Source organism: Chitinophaga sp. 22308 (assembly GCF_052045305.1).
Classification (GTDB): domain Bacteria; phylum Bacteroidota; class Bacteroidia; order Chitinophagales; family Chitinophagaceae; genus Chitinophaga; species Chitinophaga varians_A.
In genome coordinates this window covers 1,248,808-1,268,221 of the sequence record NZ_JBQEOP010000001.1, presented here as the reverse complement: position 1 = coordinate 1,268,221, position 19,414 = coordinate 1,248,808, and the positions used below count along the sequence as shown (strand labels likewise).

Below are 19,414 nucleotides of genomic sequence, written 5' to 3'. Positions count from 1 at the left end.
CGCAATGCTTACATTTAGCATATAAAACTGATTACTATTGGAAAACGCTCCTGTAATGATAGCGCCGTCCTTACTGGCGGCCAATTTCCTTGAACTGGGGAAAGAAGTGGAAATGGTGAACCGCAGCGAAGCTGACTGGTTTCACCTGGATGTAATGGATGGCCGTTTTGTGCCCAATATCAGCTACGGTCTGCCGGTGATCGCGCAGATCAAAAAGGTGGCTCGCAAACCGTGCGACGTACACCTGATGATTGAAGAACCGGAGAAATATGCCGCTGAATTCAAAAAAGCCGGCGCAGATATCCTTACAGTACATGCAGAAGCCTGCATACACCTGCACCGCAATATCCAGCAGATAAAAAGCCTGGGCATGAAAGCCGGTGTGGCCCTTAATCCACATACGCCGGCAGTGGTGCTGGAAAACGTGATACGTGATATAGATGTGGTGCTGGTGATGAGCGTTAATCCGGGTTTCGGCGGACAAACATTCATTGAACAAACCTATCAGAAAATAAGGCAGGTACGGCAACTGATCAAAGACAACCAGGCAACAGCCCTGATAGAAGTAGATGGCGGTATCAGTATAGAAAATGCCGGCCAGCTGGTGCAGGCAGGCGCCAACGTGCTGGTGGCAGGCAGCTCCATTTTTGCTTCAGCAGATCCCGAAAAAACAATAGCAGCACTTAAGCAGAGAGGTGGTCAATAATCTCTTTGGACAAGGGTTTGGTAAGATAGCCATTTACCACCGGATAGTGACGGACACGCTCTTTGTCTTTCTCATCAATGGAAGAAGTCAGCACGAAGATGCGGATTTGTTTGGGCAGCTGGTCATGGAAAACACTGTATTCGTCCAGAAACTCCCAGCCATCCATAATCGGCATATTGAGGTCCAGCAGAATAAGGTCGGGCAGCTCCTCCACCTTATCTGCATGCTGCCGGATATGGTCCAATACATCCTGCGCATCTGAAAACACCCTGATATTGGTGCATATCCCCTGCCGTTCTATCATGATTTTAGCAATTTGCTGGTGAATTGGGTCGTCGTCTACTATAAAAATCATATTGATCAGCTTCATAAAAGGGATTATTCCGGCCTAAATGTAATAATAAATTTGGTTCCTTGTCCCGGCCTGCTTTCTGCCTTGATACTTCCACCCATTGCCTCCACCTGTGTTTTGGTGATAAACAACCCGATGCCTTTCGCATCCTTGTTACGGTGAAAGGTTTTCCGGAAGCCAAACAGCTTGTTACCGAAACGTTCCATATCGATACCAATGCCATTGTCCTGCACCGTGAGCACGATGTAATCGTTCTCCCTAAATGTCTGTAGATGCAGCTCAGGCTCCCGTTCGGGTGAACGGTAACGGATTGCATTGGTAATGAAGTTCTGCAGGATACTGTCGAGATACACCCGCGGATACTCTATTTGCGGCGCCTGCTCAAAATCATAGGTAATTTTGATGTTACTGGTTTCAATATCTACCAACAGAATATCTTTCACTTTTTGTACCCGCTCCGCGAACAACAGTTTTTCTTTCTCCACATTCACGTCTTTCCGTATCTGCACCACCTCCACCAGGTCGTTGAGCGTTTCATCTATTTTTTTGATCACCTCATGCAACATGCCCAGGTACAGTTCTCTTTCCTGCTGGGACGAGGCTTCGTTATGCATCTGCATCAGCGCGCGCAGGTTGGCGATGGGCGCACGCAGGTTATGGGAAGTAATATGGGCGAAGTCTTCCAGTTGTTTGTTCTGGTTGACCAGGTTTTTGTTAAGATTGGACAGCTGATCGTTGGCTTTGCGCAGGTCTTTCTGCATTTTGCGGCTTTCTGTAATGTCGCGCATGAAGACCGAGATACCGCCGTCCTGCATGGGCGTCAGGAGGAAGTCGTACCATTTGTCCGGTTTAGGGAAATAAATACCGAAAGATTGTGATTGTTGCTGCTGAATGCATTCCTGCAGGCGTGCGTAAAACACGGTGCCCGACAGTTTGGGGAACACTTCGAAAATATTGCTGCCCATCTCCACTTTCTGGCCGATCATTTTTTCGGCTTTCTGATTGAGGAAATTGAGCTTGCCATCTTTCTCCATGGCAGCGTAGCCCATGTCTACCGTGTCGAAGAAGAGACGCATCAGTTCCGTGTTGCGGGTCAACGCCTCCCTAATGGCCGATTGTTCCGTTACGTCCTGCACTACGCCGAACAGGCGTGTATGCCTGCCGTTATCATATCCGGGCTGGCCGATACAACGCACTCTTTTCGTTTGTTGTTTGGCGGAGATGATGGTCAGCTGTGCATCGAACGGTTTGCCGGTCTCAATACATTGTTTTACGAGTCCTTCCAATACCGGCTGGGATTCCGGCGAGAAAAAGCTCATCGCTGTGCGGTAGTTGACCGGCGTATCCGGTTCCACATCGTGTATTTTATAGGATTCGTAAGACCAGCGGACTTCTTCTGTGTCGAGGTCCATTTCCCATCCGCCGATTTTTCCTATTTCGCCTGTTTGCAGCAGGAATTCCTGGTTTTTAATATTCTCCAGTTCCTGTACTTTCTTATCGGTGATATCGTTTACCAGCGCAACCACGATCATCTCTTTGTCCACCGGTTCAATTACCGGGAAGACGGTGAGGTCGAAGTATACTTCGCGGCCGACGGTGGTCCAGCGTTCATCCTGGCTGAAATCTATTTTCTTTTCCACGCGCAGCGGTTTTCCTTCTTCGAGTGCCCGGAGGAACAGTTTGTCCAGTTCAAAACGGGTGGCCAGGTCGTCGTTCATGACGTTGAAATTGCGACGGGCCGCGGGGTGCGGGGAATTAAAGAAAAATCTTTGTGTTTGATTGATGCGGCGGATAAAGCCGAAGTTGTCAAACTGGATATAGCCGATGGGTAGATTTTCGATGATATTGTCGAGCAGTCTTTCGCTTTTCTGGAGGCTGATTTCTGCTACCTTTTTCTCCGTGATGTCATCAAGGATGAGGAAGTAGTTGGCCATTCTGCTGTGACGGTCTGTCACCGGGAAGATGGTGGCTTCATAGTACAGCGGAAAGAGGCGGGTAACGTTACCATAGTTTTTTTCCGCGTAGTTGAGGAGGATTTCGCGTTTCAGTGTTTTGCCTGTATCGCGGGCCTCTTCAAACATGCGGGCGAGGCCGTTGAGGCGGTAGAACGGGTCTTGCAGCCATTTATATTCCGGATTATTAAGGAAGGCGTGTTGCGGGCCCCATATCTGGCGCTGGCGGCTGTTCATCTCCACGCAGGTGCCGTCCGGTTCGAACTGTTGGAGGCCGACGGGGAGGTTTTCGAGTATCTGGCGGAAATATTGTTCGTCTTCCATGACCCGAAGTTCGGGCAGTTTACGGTCGGTGATGTCGAGGCCTACAAGGAGGCATTCCTGCAGGAGTCCATCGTTGCCCATTACCGGATAGATAGCTGATTCCAGCCACAGCTGGGTGTTCCCATCATGCAGCAGAAAGCAGATTTGCTCTTGTATGGATTGTCCGGTCTGTAGTTGTTGCCAGATCCGGACCCACTGTTTTTCATCGGCGGGCAAGAGCAATTCCCTGAAGTAGCGTCCGGTGGTGAGTTCCGGTGGTTGCTGCAAAGCGTTTGCCATTCGCGGATTCAGGGTAGTAATGCATTCAGCGGCATCCAGATTCACAGACAATGCGCAGGCATTGATGGCAGCTTCCAAATGCTGCAGATGCCGGTAATGCTGTTCCAGCATAACGTCCTTCATTTAATTACTAGCGGGATTCTAAGATCGTTGTGTATTTAAGCTCAAAATAGACATTATATGACAAAAAAGCGTCATTACAATACTAAAAGGTACAACTTCCGGCATGATTTTCCGTGTTTTTCAAAACGGACTATTTACCGGTAGTGCCTGTTGTTCAGGGAATTATCCACCAGTTGTGGATTTTCAGTTTTCAGATTTTGTTGATTGATCAATATCTTTGCGTTCATTTTCCGGCAGAGCCGGAGCTACAAATAAAGTAAAATAAAATATCAATTAATGAAGTTCTGATTATTAGGGGAACCTGAGCGTGAAAAGTGGAAGCGTTTCGAGCAAAATGATCACAGAATTTAGTGATTGCTTAACAATACTGCTCTCCAGGTTGTCTTTAAATTCCTATATTAGGAGTGAGAATTTTGAATAATTTCCCGGACTTTAAATCGTTGAATCATTGACTGAATCCATTATTAACTTAGACAGTATTAATCCCATTGAGTTTTTCGGTGTTAACAACGGAAAACTGGATTTGCTGAAGAAAAAATTCCCACTGTTGAAGATCCTGTCCAGGGGTACCCAGTTAAAATTGAGTGGGGCACCGGAAGAAGTGGCCACGGCGGAGGAAAAAATCAGTCAAATCGTAAAATATCTCGAACGTAATGGTAATCTGACAGAGAATTACTTTGAGCAGATCCTGGGGGATGAAGAGGGAACGGCAGTTGATCATTTCAGCGACCGTAACCCTAACGAGGTGCTGGTATTTGGTCCGAATGCCCGTACAGTACGGGCCCGTACAGCCAACCAGAAAAAAATGGTCGCACTGGCGGACAAAAATGACATTGTATTTGCCATAGGGCCGGCGGGTACGGGTAAAACCTACACGGCGGTAGCACTGGCGGTACGTGCATTAAAAAACAAAGCTGTTAAAAAAATCATTCTTACCCGTCCGGCGGTGGAAGCAGGTGAAAGCCTGGGGTTCCTGCCCGGCGACCTGAAAGAAAAAATTGATCCTTATCTGCGGCCATTGTATGATGCGCTGGACGATATGATCCCGGCAGAAAAGCTGAGCTACTATATGACCAACCGTGTCATAGAAATAGCGCCGCTGGCTTATATGCGCGGCCGTACCCTGGATAATTCCTTTATTATCCTGGACGAGGCGCAGAACGCCACCGACCTGCAGATCAAAATGTTCCTGACACGTATCGGTGCCTCCGCCAAAGCTATCATCACCGGCGACCTCACCCAGATCGACCTGCCGAAGAACCAGAAATCGGGCCTTGAAAAAGCCACCCGTATCCTGCGTAATATCGACGGAATCGGGTCTGTAGAGCTGGATGAAGAAGACGTGGTGCGCCACCGCCTGGTGAAGGCCATTATCCGGGCGTATGACGCAGATAAAGAGAGAGAAGGATAATTGACGAATTTTTTCATTTAGTCATTTATAAATTGAAAGGCTTGAATTATTACGCCTTAATTTATAAATGACTAAATGAAAAATTTTTTGAATATTAACGCTTTTTTAACGGTCTTTGCAGTAAGTTACCTGGTTTTTTAAGGGGATAATTCAGTTCGGAAGCCTGTGATTCAGCATTGCGGTGATAGTACTTTGCAGATTTGAATGTTTAACCCTATTTTTGTTCTGATATAATAATTATCGACCGCATGACCAATTATCGTCGAATTCTGACACTGGCAGTGATGGGATTGATGCTGCTGAGCAGCTGTAAGAAACGGGCCACCCCTCAAGAGGTAGCGCTGGCGTTTATGCACGCTATACAGGATTCGAACTTCGACCAGGCCAGAGATTATGCCACCAAAGAGTCTCAACAGGTAATACAGATTTACTCCATTTTTGACGGCCGCCGCAGCGATGCGGAAAGGGAAAAAATCCGGAAGGCTAAAATAGAAGTTGTTGGCGTAGAAGAAAACGGCAACAAAGCTTCCGTGACCATTCAGAATTCCTCCGCCAACCAGCAGGAAATCCTGCAGCTGGTAAAGGAAAGCGGTCAATGGAAAATTTCACTGACATTTGAAAGTATCATACCTAACTATATTCCCCCGGCCAGCCAGGGCCTGGACTCCACTACTGTACTAACGCCGGACACCACTGCCGGCGGCATGGGAGTTCCTGCAGTTAAATGATTTTTGCCGCTTTCTGCGCTTTTTTGCGTAAGAAAGGGATAATTTTTAGCTATTAACCATCAGTTGCCTTAATTTTGCCGATGCATGAATGGGCAGGGGTGATTGATTTCCAAAGGCCAACGAGGGAAACCACTGACCATATCTTCATGAAAAGTGAAGTGAATACTGTATTCACTTTTCAAACATTAATACAATATTGAACAATAAACCTTAAAAGCAGAAAAGTAGACTATTATGATGACAAATCCCTGGCACAGTGTGAGTCCCGGGTCTGAGGTACCACACATCGTAAATGCCATTATCGAGATTCCAAAGGGATGCCGTGCCAAATATGAACTGGACAAAGAAAGCGGCTTGCTGAAGCTGGACCGCGTTTTATACTCCTCTGTATACTACCCTGCCAATTATGGTTTCATTCCCCAGTCTTACTGCGATGACCATGATCCGCTGGACATCCTGGTACTGTCGCAGGTGGAGTGTGTGCCGATGTGCATCGTTGAAGCCAAAGTAATTGGTGTTATGCAGATGATAGACGGCGGCGAGGCGGATGACAAAATCATCGCTGTAGCAGCTAACGATATGAGCGTAAACCACATCAATGATATCTCTGAACTGCCTCCTCATTTTATCGATGAGATGAGACACTTCTTTGAAGAGTACAAAAGACTGGAGAAAAAATCAGTGATCGTGGAAGAGTTCCAGAACAAGAAGAAAGCTGAACAGATCATTAACCAGAGCTTTGAAGATTACAGAAAAATCTTCAAACAGAGCTAAATAAATCAATTTTCGGATTTTTGATGTTGGAATTTCAGGTGTTGTTTTGACATCTCCCCAAATTCCAACATCACAAATCCGGAAGTTTTAGAAAAGTCTTTTGATAATCCGCAGCTGATGCGTCCTGACGTGGGTATCAGCATTAATGATGCCCTGGTTATCGATCGGATCTATGCGTACCTTACCGGAAGAGTGGATGAGCTCATGATCATTGAGCAACAGTCCCACGTGCGTGATCCTTCCTTCAGGATTATCAAAAAAGGCAAGGTCCCCCAGCCTGGCTTCCTGCAGAAAATCAACCGTGGCACCCTGTGTAGCCTGTTGAGACGCATCACGAAGCAAAGGTATCCCGGACAGTTTAAATACATTTTGTACAAAACCGGAGCAATCCACCCCAAAGACATTCCTGCCGCCCCAGAGATAAGCCGTATTCAGAAATTTCATAGCATCTGCCAGCAGATGTTTCGTATTGACAGGAGCGCCAGCTGCAGGCAGCGCGTGTGGTTTTTCCAGTAAAGTCACCTGTGTATTTCCCCATTTTGCGGAAAGGTTGGTATACCCTTTCAACAAACAACCAAAGGGAACGATCATAGATTGACCGTTGAGCAGGATTTCATTGTTCCATTCCGGCAGATAGTGGGTAGCCGGGGCCTGGTATATCTCGTCGGACACTTCTTCGAGGTGAGACTGGGAAGCCCAGCCGATATAACCGTCATACTGGTTCACCACTTCCACCCATCCGTCGGGGGCAGTGTTGATGATCTCCACACCTTCGCCCCAAAGCAGCTGGGAAATCATTTCACTTCTGTGTGCGGCGGTGGCCCTAAGGGGTGCTACAGGCACAACAACGATCGCGTATGGCATATTAATTGTATAATTCCGTTTTTTAATTCAATAATCTCGCGTCTGAATGAACTTTTTCCGCTTTTATACGTAAATATAGAGTATTAAGTTTATGCACCAACAGTTAACCAATTTAGCAGACAAGGAACTTATATCCCGTGCCCGGAAACAAGACCGGGAAGCAGAAGGTGTACTAATGGACAGGTATAGTCATTTACTGGTTGCCATTACACTGCCTTATCTGGATAAAGCCCCCAAGCCAGACCCCAACATCGTATTTCCCACCCTTTTGCAACGGCTCAGCGCCAGTCTCAAAACCCAGACGATCTACAAAGCCAACGAATGGATATTGCATATACAGAAAGGATATTTCACTAATCCTGACAAAAATATCCCTTTCTACCCGTCACGGGATGGCAGGGACCTTTTGCATATTGAGAACAAAGTCGAAAAAGCAGGTACCAATATTATTGACCGCCAGGACCTGGCCGTAAGGCTGGAACAGGCCCTTCAGCGGATGAATGCCGACGACCGTGATCTGATAACGCAGTTCTATATTGATAATAAAAGCTTTGCCGATCTGACCGCTGCCATGGGAATCACACGTGAAAAACTGAGGAACCAGCTGAAAGCAGCCAAGGGAAAACTTGCCAAGCTATATATGAATCAGGGATATGTTTAGTAGTAAACCAAACAATGAAAAAATTTTAAAGGTATTTTCCGGCATCCGTTGTCTTAGTAAAGATCAGTTGCCCCGCTATATGGAAGGGAGGCTGACAGATATTGAAAAACACCTCGTAGAGCAACATCTTGCCGACTGCGACCTGTGTTTTGGCGCGCTACAGGCGCTGGAACAGGAAACCGGCAACGAGCAATACCAGGACCTGACCGGAAAGCTCCAGCGTTTTATACATGATAGTATACAACCGGTGTCTCATGTCCATAAGGTAGCGCAGTACACCAAAAAGGAAAAGACCAAGGAAAGCCTGCTGGTATATTTCTGGCTGATCGCCTTTTTGGTGATCGGCGTAGCCAGCGTGTACGTATTACGCGGCCACCTGCGCAACCAGCCACCGCCGCCGCCCCGTATGTTGGCGGCCGCCCAGCCTGCCGCAAAAGACTCGAACACGGCCACTCCCCCTTCCGGAGAAGTGACCAATCAGCCTATTGTAACATCTGAACAGCCAGCGCCGGCGCCCGGTCGGCAGACAGCCGCCACCCCTGCCACCGTCACTCCGGCCACCAAGCCTGCCGCCACAACGGCCACGCCGGCCTCCCCGGCGCCGCCACGCCCCACCGCTGCAGACTCCATCGCCAAAGCCAAAGCCGCTGCACTGAAAGCACAGCAGAAAAAACATGCCGCCGACAGCATCCGCAAGGCCCAGGCCCTTCAGAAACAACAGGATTCCCTGAAAAAAGACAAGGAAAAGGGAAATGACAGCGACGACAAAAAGCCGGAACCCCAACCTGCGCCTAAACAGGAAGTCAAAGAACCGGCACCGCAGCCTAAAAAAGAAGCCCCTCCCGCCGCTGAGCCTATTAACAGCGACGAATACCTCTATAAAGCTGCCATGGTGTACCAACAACAAGGCAACCTCGGCGAAGCTATTGACAGGTACAAACGGATTGCCTCCAATAGCTCCGGCAAATACGCCGAGATGGCCACCTATCAGCTGGCTATCTGCTACCGCAGCAAAGGACAAATGAATAAAGCGCGCCGGTTTTTCCGTGAAGTAATACGGATGGACGGCTCTCTCAAAAACAACGCGCAACAGGCATTGGACAGCATGTAATCAATTATAAATTACGAATTACGAATTGGAGTTTGTCTTGTAGCCAAGTCTGCAAGTGAATACATATTTGTAATTCGTATTTTTGTGGAATTTAGCGCTGTCTGCATCTTACAGGCAGCATTCTTTTTAGCCTGTGAATAATCCAGCGATACAACAACTGACAGACCAGGAGTTACTGCAACGGTTCAAAACTGATCAAAACAGTGAATGGATAGGTGTGCTTTTTGACCGCTATGCCCTGTTATTACTGGGTATGTGCATGAAATACCTGAAAAACGAAGAAGATGCACGCGACGCCGTGCAACAGATCTTTCTAAAGGTATTATCTGACGTCAATAAACATGAGATACAGTTTTTTCGCGCCTGGATATACCAGGTAGCGAAAAACTACTGCCTCATGCAGCTACGGCAGCATCACCTGAAATACCGGGAAGAGATTACCGATAAACATGCCGGGGAACTGGCCGCTGATCCGGAAGACCAACAGTCGCATCAGGAAAAAGACCTGATGCTTAACAACATGGAACAGGCCCTGGCTTTTCTGAGCCCGGAACAGAAAATCTGCGTAGAGCTCTTCTACCTGCAAAAGAAGTCCTATCAGGAAATAGCCTCACAGACCGGTTACAGCCTGTTACAGGTAAAAAGCTATATCCAGAATGGTAAACGTAATCTCAAATTAATACTGGAAAAACAACAACGCGCAAACAAGCGTTAATTTGCATCAAATACGATATGAACGAGCATTTCAATGATATATTTGTCACTACGGGCTGTCCCACACAACAGCAGCTACTGGACTACGTGCAGGGCAAGCTGTCTGCGGAAGAACAGCATGAAGTGGAAATGCACCTGACTGATTGTGAATTTTGCAGTGAAGCTCTGGAAGGCCTGTCCAACATCAAAGACAAGGAAAAAATCCCTGTGTGGATCAGCGAAATGAAATGGGACCTCCTGAAAAAATTACGGAAGAAATACCGCACCCGCAGGAAAACGGAAAATTATATATCCCTTGCCGTTATCATCCTTTGTATCATTTTCCTGGTACTGGCGATATTCTGGGCATATCATTTTGCAGTAAAACATTAAGTTCCGGAGGATTTGAAAACAGGAGAACTGTCAGGGTTAAACTTCTTCAAATCTTCCGGTCATCTCTCCCCGGCTAATACAGGGTTTTGTTATTCATAGCTGCCCATTGCCGGAACACTTCCAACGCATTTTCATCCCGCAAAGCTATCAGCGGGATTTTCTTTTCTTCATGCGGCTTGGTGATCTCGCGATAAATAAAAGAGTCATCGAAATTGATGGCAGCAGCATCTTCCTTGGTATTAGCATAATACACTTTTGACGGCCGTGCCCAATAGATAGCCCCGAGGCACATGGGGCAAGGCTCACAGGAGGTGTATATTTCGCAGTCTGTCAGCTGGAAAGTGCCCAGCCTTTTACAAGCATCACGGATAGCCATTACTTCCGCATGGGCAGTAGGATCATTTTCACACAGCACCTGGTTCCATCCTTCTCCCACGATCTCCTCCCCTCTTACCACTATAGACCCGAAAGGGCCACCATCCCCCTGCTCCATTCCCTTACGGGACAAAGCCACTGCATATTGCATGAATTTTCTTTCTCTTTCTCCAATCATAAACGCTACAAATATTGGTTCATTCAAATTTACCGAAAAGAAGGCATAAAAAACCCCGCGAAGAATCGCGGGGTTTATCGTTAACTATGTATCGTCGTATTTAGAATTGCTTGTATTATTTGTTTCGGATGACTACCACGCCGTCGAAAACATCGATCAGCACGGGTTTGGATTTATCAATGTCTCCTGCCAGTATTTTTTTGCTGAGCAGGTTGATGATTTCCTTCTGTATTAATCTTTTCAGCGGCCTTGCGCCAAACTGCGGATCATAGCCCTGTACAGAAAGATACTCCAGCGCATAGTCAGAAAATTCCAATATCATGCCACTTTTTGCCACCATGTCCTTCAGTTGCTGTAACTGAATGTTAATTATTCCTTTAATTTCATCACGCAGCAGTGGCTGGAACATAATCACTTCATCCACCCTGTTGAGGAACTCCGGTCTGATGGTAGTACGCAGCAGTGCCATTACTTCTTCTTTCGTCTTGTCTACTACTTCCTCTCTGTTGGAATCGTTAATGTTTTCAAAATTTTCCTGGATAATATGGCTGCCCATATTGCTGGTCATGATGATGATGGTGTTTTTGAAATTCACTACGCGGCCTTTGTTATCGGTCAGACGGCCATCATCAAGTACCTGTAACAAAATGTTAAAAGTGTCCGGGTGTGCTTTTTCGATTTCATCGAGCAGCACTACAGAGTAGGGCTTACGGCGTACTGCTTCTGTCAGCTGACCGCCTTCATCGTATCCTACATATCCCGGAGGCGCGCCCACCAGGCGGCTTACGGAATGTTTCTCCTGGTATTCGCTCATGTCGATGCGGGTCATCATCTGATCGTCATCGAACAGGTATTCTGCCAGTGCTTTGGCCAGCTCGGTTTTACCCACCCCGGTTGTACCCAGGAAGATAAAGGAGCCGATAGGCCGGCGCGGGTCCTGCAAACCAGCGCGACTGCGGCGGATAGCATCGGACACGGCGATGATGGCTTCTTCCTGTCCCACTACGCGGCGGTGCAGCTCTTCTTCGAGGTGCAGCAGCTTGTCTTTTTCACTCTGCATCATCTTCGCCACCGGGATACCGGTAGCTTTGGCCACATTCTCCGCGATATCTTCCGCATCTACTTCCTCTTTAAGAAGACGTTTGTTATGCGCAGATATTGTACTCAGTTCTTCCGTCAGGTCCTGTACCAGTTTTTCCTGTTCTTTCACCTTACCGTAGCGTATTTCCGCCACGCGGCCGAAATCACCGTTACGTTCCGCCTGTTCAGCTTCCAGTTTCAGGTTTTCGATGGCCGACTTAGCGCCCTGGATCTTGTCCACCACTTCTTTCTCTGCCTGCCACTTGGCTTTGAACGTATTCCGTTCTTCGCTGAGGCGGGCTATTTCTTCACTCAGTTCCCTGAGTTTATCTTCGTCATTTTCTCTTTTGATCGCTTCTTTTTCGATTTCCAGCTGACGTATCCTTCTTTCCAGTTCATCCAGTTCTTCCGGCATGGAGTTCATTTCCAGCCGCAGTTTGGCTGCGCTTTCATCAATCAGGTCAATGGCTTTGTCAGGCAGGAAACGATCCGTGATATAACGGTGCGACAGTTCTACCGCGGCAATGATCGCTTCGTCTTTGATCAGCACATGGTGATGGCTTTCGTACCTTTCTTTCAGGCCGCGGAGGATAGAGATAGCGTCTTCCACGCTGGGCTCGTCCACCAGCACTTTCTGGAAGCGGCGTTCGAGCGCTTTATCTTTTTCGAAGTATTTCTGGTATTCATTGAGCGTAGTAGCGCCGATAGCACGGAGCTCTCCACGGGCCAGGGCGGGTTTCAGTATGTTGGCAGCGTCCATGGCGCCTTCCATGGCACCGGCACCGATCAGCGTGTGGATCTCATCGATAAAGAGGATGATGTCTCCATCACTGTCTGTCACTTCTTTCACCACTGCTTTCAGTCTTTCTTCGAACTCACCGCGGTATTTGGCACCGGCCATAAGGGCGCCCATATCGAGGCCGTAGATGGTTTTTGATTTCAGGTTTTCCGGCACGTCGCCATTGAGGATACGGTGTGCCAGTCCTTCTACGATAGCGGTTTTACCTACGCCTGGTTCACCTACCAGTATCGGATTGTTTTTAGATCTGCGGGAGAGGATGTGCAGGGTCCTGCGGATTTCCTCATCGCGGCCTATCACCGGGTCCAGCTTGCCTTCGCGGGCCAGCTCGTTCAGGTTTTTAGCGTATTTCTGTAATGTATTGAACTGGGTACCGCCGCTTTGGGAATTAACGGTTTCGCCCTTACGTAATTCTTTGATGGCTGCTTTAAGGCCTTTCTCTGTGAGACCGGCATCTTTCAGCAGTTTGGAAGTATCATCGCTACCGCCGAGGAGGGCCAGCAGCAAATGCTCCACGCTTACAAACTCATCTTTAAATTCCTTAATAGTAGCGCCTGCACGCAGTAAAGCGTTGTTGGCGTCGCGGCTCAATACTTGTCCGGCTTCGCCGCCCACCATTTTGGGATATTTCTGCAGCTGCTCATTGAGTTTGGTATTGAGCAGGCTGGTATTTACAGCATTCTTTTTCAGCAGGTATTCTACCGGGCTGTCATTGTCTTCCAACAAGGCCTTTAAGATGTGCCCCGTTTCGATAGCCTGGTTTTGGTTATTAAATGCCAGTTGCTGCGCCTGTTGCAGTATTTCCTGCGATTTTATAGTGAAGTTATTCAGGTTCATATAGTAATGTTTTGCTCCTTTTTTTAGTGATTTACAAACGTGTTGTAGTATTAACAAAGCCTGAACCAATGTTGTTTTTCGGAAATTATGACATATTACGTATAAGTTTCCTGCATTTTTAGCAGAAGATAAGGTTATTAACTGTTAAAATAGCATGAAAGACTTTAAATCAGCGCCGTATATTAGCGTTTCTCTAATATGTGAGCGATGAAATCTATCAACCTCTATCTTCTCCTGCTGATGTCCCTGGCGGGACCGCTGGCTTCCAAGGCCCAGGAACGTGTGTCTAACGACACCGTATATATACCAGCAGGCATCCGCACCGGCGACCCATTGCCGCCTGATGGCAATATCATCCGGTTACAGCATGTGCTGCGGGAGAAACGGGCAGCCTATCCCGGTAAAACACTGGCCATCATCTTTACGCAGCCCGGCACCTGGTACCTGGACACCACGCTGGTCATCACACCGGAACTGGCCAACGGCAACGGCAGTATTGTATTTATGCCTGCCAACACGGGTGACAGCATCACCCTCAGCGGCGGCCAACCCATTAAAGTAAAATGGCGGCGCTGGAAGAAAGGTATCTATAAAGCCAGGCTCGACCTGCCTTATAACTTTGATCAGTTGTACATCAATGATGAACAACAGGTACGCGCCCGCTACCCCAACTACGACAGCAGCGCAAAACACTACAACGGCAGCGCCGCCGATGCGCTCAGCCCTGAAAGGATAAAAACATGGAAACATCCACAGGGCGGATATGTTCATGCTTTGCATAAGGGAGAATGGGGCGGTTACCATTACCGCATCACCGGCGTAAACCCCGACAACACCCTGCAACTCGAAGGCGGTTATCAGAACAACCGGCAGATGGGCATGCACGCCGCCCATCGTTTTGTTGAGAACATTTTCGAAGAGCTGGACACCACCCGCGAATGGTTCTATGATCAACCTGATAAAACACTGTATTATAAGCCGGCACCCGGTACCCGCCTGTCAAAAGCCAACGTGGTAGTATCACGGCTGCAACAGGTGATAGCCCTCAAAGGCAGCGCAGACAATCCGGTACGGAATGTGACCATCGCCAACCTGCGCTTTGCACATACCGCCCCAACGTTTATGGATACACGGGAACCGCTGCTGCGCAGCGACTGGACCATTTACCGCGGCGGCACCGTCCTGCTGGAAGGCACCGAACACTGCTCCATCCGGGACTGCGAATTTGACCATAACGGCGGCAACGCTGTTTTTGTAAGCAACTATAACCGCCACGCCCTCATCAGCGGATGCCACATCCATGATGCCGGCGGCAGCGGCATCTGCTTTGTCGGCAATCCGGACGCCGTCCGTTCACCGTTGTTTGAATACAATGAGTCACAGCCACTGGCCGCCATCGATACCGTACGCGGCCCTAAAACCAACCACTACCCGGACTCCTGTACAGCCTATAACAACCTGATTTACCGCACCGGCACCATCGAAAAACAAACTGCCGGCGTGCAGCTGTCCATGGCGATGAACATCAGCGTACTGCATAACACCATCTATGACGTACCCCGTGCAGGCATCAACGTGAGTGAAGGCACCTTTGGCGGGCATGACATTGCATATAACGATGTATTTAACACAGTCCTGGAAACAGGCGACCATGGCGCATTCAACTCCTGGGGCCGCGACCGTTACTGGCATCCGGACCGCCGTACCATGGACAGCCTTACAGCAGCACACCCTGAGCTTATCCTGCTGGACGCCATCTACACCACCCACCTGCATCACAACCGCTTCCGCTGCGATCACGGCTGGGACATCGATCTGGACGATGGCTCCTCCAATTATTACATCTACAATAACGTGTGCCTGAATGGAGGGCTTAAACTGCGCGAAGGTTTCTACAGGACTGTAGAAAACAATGTTATTCTCAATAACTCTTTCCATCCACATGTATGGTTTAAAAACAGCCATGATATCTTCCGGCACAATATTGTCACCGGCCCTTACAAACCTATTGGCATCCATCACTGGGGCGATGAAATTGACAACAACCTGTTCCCGGCAAATACAGCCCTTCCCACGGAAACAGACAAACATTCCGTTAGCGGCGATCCGGGGTTCGTCAACCCGATTGGAGGAGACTACCGGGTGAAAGCCACCTCCCCTGCCCTGCTCATACTGTTCAACAACTTCTCCATGGACAGTTTCGGCGTAGTATCCCCGGCACTGCGACATCTGGCGAAAAAAGTGCCGTTGCCCGTACTGGCGCAACAACGCCTGCTTACCACATCTGAAACCACCTGGCTGGGCGCCCGCATCAAAAACATCGAAACATTGGGAGAACGCTCGGCAGCAGGGTTACCGGACGACAATGGCGTGTACGTAATCAGCGTGCCGGACAACTTTCCTTACCAGTTGCAGGCCGGTGATGTGATTTTAAAAGTTGGAGATACGGTGGTGGAAAAAGTAAAAGACATTCTGAATGCGTATAGCCGTCAGGGTGACAGACGGGAAAAACTGACTATTTTCCGGAATCAGCGACTGCAAATTATTGGTCCCCAGGGCTGAAGCCCTGGGCTACAATTAGATTTGGTTGTCTCTTGCGGCAGTGGGGATATTACATGCAGTAGGGTTGATAGGTATGTGGAGCGGAGATTGACAGGTGTTTGGTGTGGAGATTGACGTTTGGTGCGGAGATTGACAGGTGTTTGGTGTGGAGGTTGATAGACGTTTGGAGCCGAGATTGTAACAAAAGTTAAGGGCAGACACTTTAAGGTGTCTGCCCTTTTTTCAATCATCCTTCTATCAACACTTAATAACATCTGTTATTTCTTCCGAAATCCTGAAATCAAAAAATCGAGCATCAAAAAATGTTACATCCATTCTTTTACCAGCGCTTCGTGTTGGCTGATCCATTGTTTTACAGCGACGTCTTCTTTACCGTCGGCATCAGCCATGACGTTCATGAGGGAGCTTAATTGTTCCGAATTGAGTTTGAACTTACGGAAGAAGTTAACCGCTACGGTGTCTTTCACGGTGAACTCGCTGTTGGCGATGGTCATGATTTTCTCCATGTCGCCGAATATCATTTTAGGATCTTCAAGGAAACGAAGTTTGAAACGGGCGAACATGTGATGCGGCGCCCAGCCCGTTACCACTATTGGCATTTTTTCATCGATACTTTTCTTCAGGGTCGCCATCATAGCCGCTTCGCTGGAGGATTGCAGCTCATAGTCCAGATCATAGGCGCGGATAGCGTCTTCCGCTTTGGTCATGATACCTGCGCCGGCATCGATGCCTACTACTTTACCGCCGAAAGCAGGTTTCTGTTTGGCCAGATCTTCGATGGTACGGGCGGCGACATAGTCTGGCACTACCAGGCCAATCCTCGCGCTGTCGAAGTTGGTATTAAGCACCGTGACTTTATCTCCGAATGTTTCCATGTATGTTTTATGGGTAACAGGCATCCAGGTGTCCATAAACACGTCGGCATCGCCACCGGCGACAGCTGCGAAGATGGGCGCCACGTCGGCATTTTTGAGCGCGACGGTATAGCCTTGCTGTTCCAGGAGCACTTTGGCCAGGTGGGTCATGGCCACCCCTTCCGCCCAGTTGACATAACCGATGGTAATTTTCCTGCTGCCTTTTTTATCGCCCTGCTGACAGGCGGCGAATGTCAGCGTTACTGCCGCCAGTGCGAGGAGAAGAATTTTTTTCATACTATCTTTATTTAGCGTTTTTCTTTAATTTCTTTTTACCGAACGATTGTGTGATACGGTCCAGTATAATGGCCAGTATCACTACAGCAATACCACCTTCGAAGCCCAGTCCTATTTTGAGCTGGGTAATCCCTTTCAGGACAACTTCCCCGAGTCCGCCCGCTGCGATCATCGCTGATACCACTACCATAGAGAGAGCCATCATAATCGTCTGGTTGACGCCAGCGAGGATAGTCGGCAGTGCCAACGGCAGTTCCACTTTAAAGAGCAATTGCCGCGGAGTAGCGCCAAAAGAACGGGTAGCTTCCACGATATCTTCCGGCACCTGGCTGATGCCCAGCGTGGTCAGTCTTACCGCAGGCGGCATAGCAAAGATAATGGTCGCAAACACACCGGGCACTTTCCCCAGCCCAAAGAAAAGCACCGCAGGGATCAGGTACACGAAGGCCGGCATGGTTTGCATGAAATCGAGCAACGGGCGCATCACACGACCGGCGGTCCTGCTTCTTGCCGCCCATATGCCCAGCGGAATACCGATGATCAGCGCAATAAAGGCAGATACCAGTATCAGGGAGAGTGTTTCCATGGTAGGCGCCCAGTAGCCCATCGCGTAGATCAGGGACAGGCCCAGTGCCGTAACCACGCCTATGCCCCATCCGGCCCGTCGCCAGGCGAGGATGGCCACCAGTGTGATCACCACATAGAAGGGAAGGAAGGTGAATAATCCCACCACCCCGTCTACCATGGTTTCCACGCAGGCTTTTACCATCTTAAAGAAGGGGCTGAAATTGTGCGTGAGCCAATTAATAAATTGTTCTATATATTTTCCGATTCTAATCATACAAAATTCGTTTATGCTTGCGGGTTAGTCTGGCTACCCGTGGTTTCAATTATCAGGGATGTCTGGGATATCAGCCCCAGCAGCTTGTTATTGGCGGGGTTTACCACAGCCACTGGTTTATCTGTTTCCGCGATGAAGGGCAGCATTTGTTCCACAGTGGTATCCGGGTGTGCTACCGGCACATCGCGATGGATGACCGCTTCGATGGTTTTATCGCCCCGTTGTTTTACTTCCAGCACTTCATGGAGGTATACGAAACCGAGGAAATGTTTATCTACCGTAACGGCTGGCAATATTTTAAGGCCGGTGGCCCTCATTTTACGGAGACTGCCTTCGGGGCCGTCTTTCCGGAAAACGGCCGTCGTGGGTTTGGTGTCCATGAGGGAAGAGGCGGTGATGATCGCTTTGCGGTCAACCTTCTCCACGAAGGAGCTCACATATTCATTGGCCGGTGCCGTGAGGATTTCTTCCGGTGTACCGATCTGTATCACTTCTCCGTCTTTCATGATAGCGATGCGATCGCCGAGGCGGATGGCCTCATCGAGGTCGTGGGTGATGAACACAATGGTTTTATGCATTTTTTCCTGGAGGTCCAGCAGTTCATCCTGCATCTGGGTGCGGATAAGCGGGTCCAGGGCAGAGAAGGCTTCGTCCATGAGCAGTACTTCCGGCTCGTTGGCCAGTGCGCGTGCCAGGCCTACGCGTTGCTGCATCCCCCCCGAGAGTTCAGCGGGCATCATATTTTCATAGCCTTTGAGGCCTACCAGTTCGATAACATTACGCGCCTTCTCCAGTCTCTCTTCCACCGGCATGCCTTGCAGCTCGAGGCCGAAAGCCACGTTCTCCAGTACAGAGCGATGCGGCAGCAATCCGAATTTCTGGAACACCATGGCTATTTCCTTGCGGCGTACCTTCTGCAGGTCGGCATCGGCGAGGGCCGTGATATCCACGTTATTGAGCAACACTTTGCCGGCACTGGGTTCTATGAGGCGGTTCAGGCAGCGCAGGAGGCTGGATTTACCACTGCCGGAGAGGCCCATGATTACAAAAAACTCTCCTTTTTCAATTTCAAAGGAAGCGTTTTTCACGCCGACGGTAGCACCGGTACGTTCCAGTATGTCCGCTTTTGATTGGCCTTGCTGAAGCATCTGCAGCGCCTCTTGTTGTTCGCGGCCGAAGATCAGCGTAAGATTTTCTATTTTTAGTTTAGGCATCATCGT

The 19,414-nt window shown here is 48.8% G+C and carries 17 protein-coding genes; 9 read left to right on the top strand and 8 right to left on the bottom strand.

The window, feature by feature from the left end; all coding sequences use genetic code 11:
• Window positions 1-37 precede the first annotated feature (37 nt).
• On the top strand, window positions 38-706 hold the full coding sequence (rpe, locus tag ACTJJS_RS05400) for a ribulose-phosphate 3-epimerase (RefSeq protein ID WP_262888714.1): 669 nt from the start codon (window positions 38-40) through the stop codon (window positions 704-706).
• On the opposite strand, the gene ACTJJS_RS05395 is transcribed toward rpe, so the two are convergent.
• Window positions 684-1,076, bottom strand: coding sequence for a response regulator (locus tag ACTJJS_RS05395; protein WP_343746848.1), 393 nt, complete (start codon window positions 1,074-1,076; stop codon window positions 684-686). The genes rpe and ACTJJS_RS05395 overlap by 23 nt on opposite strands.
• Before the next feature lie 8 nt (window positions 1,077-1,084).
• Window positions 1,085-3,736, bottom strand: a complete 2,652-nt coding sequence (locus tag ACTJJS_RS05390) for a PAS domain-containing sensor histidine kinase (RefSeq protein WP_440662772.1) — start codon at window positions 3,734-3,736, stop codon at window positions 1,085-1,087.
• Window positions 3,737-4,184: 448 nt separating this feature from the next.
• On the opposite strand from ACTJJS_RS05390, the gene ACTJJS_RS05385 reads away from it, so the two are divergent.
• From ACTJJS_RS05385 to ACTJJS_RS05375, 3 genes are all read left to right on the top strand, one after another.
• A complete protein-coding gene (locus ACTJJS_RS05385) occupies window positions 4,185-5,147 on the top strand; it encodes a PhoH family protein (RefSeq protein WP_168868971.1) in 963 nt (320 codons plus the stop codon).
• Between the two features lie 248 nt (window positions 5,148-5,395).
• A complete protein-coding gene (locus tag ACTJJS_RS05380) occupies window positions 5,396-5,875 on the top strand; it encodes a DUF4878 domain-containing protein (RefSeq protein ID WP_168868972.1) in 480 nt (159 codons plus the stop codon).
• A 234-nt stretch (window positions 5,876-6,109) separates the two neighbouring features.
• Complete coding sequence (locus ACTJJS_RS05375) at window positions 6,110-6,649, top strand: inorganic diphosphatase (RefSeq protein WP_440662771.1); 540 nt, start codon at window positions 6,110-6,112, stop codon at window positions 6,647-6,649.
• Window positions 6,650-6,736: 87 nt separating this feature from the next.
• Here ACTJJS_RS05375 and ACTJJS_RS05370 read toward each other — a convergent pair whose 3' ends face one another.
• Window positions 6,737-7,513: a C40 family peptidase gene (locus tag ACTJJS_RS05370; RefSeq protein ID WP_440662770.1), complete on the bottom strand. Its 777-nt coding sequence runs from the start codon at window positions 7,511-7,513 to the stop codon at window positions 6,737-6,739.
• 91 nt (window positions 7,514-7,604) lie between these two features.
• Here ACTJJS_RS05370 and ACTJJS_RS05365 point away from each other — a divergent pair, with 91 nt between their 5' ends.
• The 4 genes from ACTJJS_RS05365 (at window position 7,605) to ACTJJS_RS05350 (ending at window position 10,371) form a co-directional block, all read left to right on the top strand.
• Window positions 7,605-8,174: an RNA polymerase sigma factor gene (locus ACTJJS_RS05365; protein ID WP_168868974.1), complete on the top strand. Its 570-nt coding sequence runs from the start codon at window positions 7,605-7,607 to the stop codon at window positions 8,172-8,174.
• The gene (locus ACTJJS_RS05360; protein ID WP_440662769.1) at window positions 8,167-9,285 is read left to right on the top strand and encodes a zf-HC2 domain-containing protein; all 1,119 of its coding nucleotides are present in this window, start codon (window positions 8,167-8,169) and stop codon (window positions 9,283-9,285) included. Before ACTJJS_RS05365 ends, ACTJJS_RS05360 begins: the two co-directional genes overlap by 8 nt.
• 133 nt (window positions 9,286-9,418) lie before the next feature.
• Window positions 9,419-10,000, top strand: a complete 582-nt coding sequence (locus ACTJJS_RS05355) for an RNA polymerase sigma factor (RefSeq protein ID WP_440662768.1) — start codon at window positions 9,419-9,421, stop codon at window positions 9,998-10,000.
• A gap of 17 nt (window positions 10,001-10,017) precedes the next feature.
• Entirely contained in the window at window positions 10,018-10,371 is a 354-nt protein-coding gene (locus ACTJJS_RS05350) for an anti-sigma factor family protein (protein ID WP_440662767.1), read from the top strand.
• A gap of 73 nt (window positions 10,372-10,444) precedes the next feature.
• Here ACTJJS_RS05350 and ACTJJS_RS05345 read toward each other — a convergent pair whose 3' ends face one another.
• Together ACTJJS_RS05345 and clpB are read right to left on the bottom strand one after the other, a co-directional pair.
• The gene (locus ACTJJS_RS05345; RefSeq protein ID WP_440662766.1) at window positions 10,445-10,924 is read right to left on the bottom strand and encodes a nucleoside deaminase; all 480 of its coding nucleotides are present in this window, start codon (window positions 10,922-10,924) and stop codon (window positions 10,445-10,447) included.
• A gap of 115 nt (window positions 10,925-11,039) precedes the next feature.
• The gene (gene clpB, locus ACTJJS_RS05340; protein WP_168868979.1) at window positions 11,040-13,640 is read right to left on the bottom strand and encodes an ATP-dependent chaperone ClpB; all 2,601 of its coding nucleotides are present in this window, start codon (window positions 13,638-13,640) and stop codon (window positions 11,040-11,042) included.
• A 207-nt stretch (window positions 13,641-13,847) separates the two neighbouring features.
• On the opposite strand from clpB, the gene ACTJJS_RS05335 reads away from it, so the two are divergent.
• On the top strand, window positions 13,848-16,202 hold the full coding sequence (locus tag ACTJJS_RS05335; protein ID WP_440662765.1) for a right-handed parallel beta-helix repeat-containing protein: 2,355 nt from the start codon (window positions 13,848-13,850) through the stop codon (window positions 16,200-16,202).
• Between the two features lie 305 nt (window positions 16,203-16,507).
• Here the strand turns inward: ACTJJS_RS05335 and ACTJJS_RS05330 are convergent, their stop codons facing one another.
• The 3 genes from ACTJJS_RS05330 to ACTJJS_RS05320 are packed head-to-tail and all read right to left on the bottom strand — an operon-like array spanning window position 16,508 to window position 19,411.
• Window positions 16,508-17,353, bottom strand: a complete 846-nt coding sequence (locus tag ACTJJS_RS05330) for a glycine betaine ABC transporter substrate-binding protein (protein ID WP_440662764.1) — start codon at window positions 17,351-17,353, stop codon at window positions 16,508-16,510.
• A gap of 7 nt (window positions 17,354-17,360) precedes the next feature.
• Complete coding sequence (locus ACTJJS_RS05325) at window positions 17,361-18,194, bottom strand: ABC transporter permease (protein WP_440662763.1); 834 nt, start codon at window positions 18,192-18,194, stop codon at window positions 17,361-17,363.
• Window positions 18,195-18,205: 11 nt separating this feature from the next.
• The gene (locus tag ACTJJS_RS05320; protein ID WP_440662762.1) at window positions 18,206-19,411 is read right to left on the bottom strand and encodes a quaternary amine ABC transporter ATP-binding protein; all 1,206 of its coding nucleotides are present in this window, start codon (window positions 19,409-19,411) and stop codon (window positions 18,206-18,208) included.
• Window positions 19,412-19,414: the final 3 nt, after the last annotated feature.

What these genes read in the sequence shown, in the direction of transcription:
- ACTJJS_RS05395 (WP_343746848.1), bottom strand. Translation starts at nt 1,076, where the DNA reads ATGAAGCTGATCAATATGATTTTTATAGTAGACGACGACCCAATTCAC.
- ACTJJS_RS05390 (WP_440662772.1), bottom strand. Translation starts at nt 3,736, where the DNA reads ATGAAGGACGTTATGCTGGAACAGCATTACCGGCATCTGCAGCATTTG.
- ACTJJS_RS05380 (WP_168868972.1), top strand. Translation starts at nt 5,396, where the DNA reads ATGACCAATTATCGTCGAATTCTGACACTGGCAGTGATGGGATTGATG.
- ACTJJS_RS05375 (WP_440662771.1), top strand. Translation starts at nt 6,110, where the DNA reads ATGATGACAAATCCCTGGCACAGTGTGAGTCCCGGGTCTGAGGTACCA.
- ACTJJS_RS05370 (WP_440662770.1), bottom strand. Translation starts at nt 7,513, where the DNA reads ATGCCATACGCGATCGTTGTTGTGCCTGTAGCACCCCTTAGGGCCACC.
- ACTJJS_RS05365 (WP_168868974.1), top strand. Translation starts at nt 7,605, where the DNA reads ATGCACCAACAGTTAACCAATTTAGCAGACAAGGAACTTATATCCCGT.
- ACTJJS_RS05360 (WP_440662769.1), top strand. Translation starts at nt 8,167, where the DNA reads ATGTTTAGTAGTAAACCAAACAATGAAAAAATTTTAAAGGTATTTTCC.
- ACTJJS_RS05350 (WP_440662767.1), top strand. Translation starts at nt 10,018, where the DNA reads ATGAACGAGCATTTCAATGATATATTTGTCACTACGGGCTGTCCCACA.
- ACTJJS_RS05345 (WP_440662766.1), bottom strand. Translation starts at nt 10,924, where the DNA reads ATGATTGGAGAAAGAGAAAGAAAATTCATGCAATATGCAGTGGCTTTG.
- clpB (WP_168868979.1), bottom strand. Translation starts at nt 13,640, where the DNA reads ATGAACCTGAATAACTTCACTATAAAATCGCAGGAAATACTGCAACAG.
- ACTJJS_RS05335 (WP_440662765.1), top strand. Translation starts at nt 13,848, where the DNA reads ATGAAATCTATCAACCTCTATCTTCTCCTGCTGATGTCCCTGGCGGGA.
- ACTJJS_RS05330 (WP_440662764.1), bottom strand. Translation starts at nt 17,353, where the DNA reads ATGAAAAAAATTCTTCTCCTCGCACTGGCGGCAGTAACGCTGACATTC.
- ACTJJS_RS05325 (WP_440662763.1), bottom strand. Translation starts at nt 18,194, where the DNA reads ATGATTAGAATCGGAAAATATATAGAACAATTTATTAATTGGCTCACG.
- ACTJJS_RS05320 (WP_440662762.1), bottom strand. Translation starts at nt 19,411, where the DNA reads ATGATGCCTAAACTAAAAATAGAAAATCTTACGCTGATCTTCGGCCGC.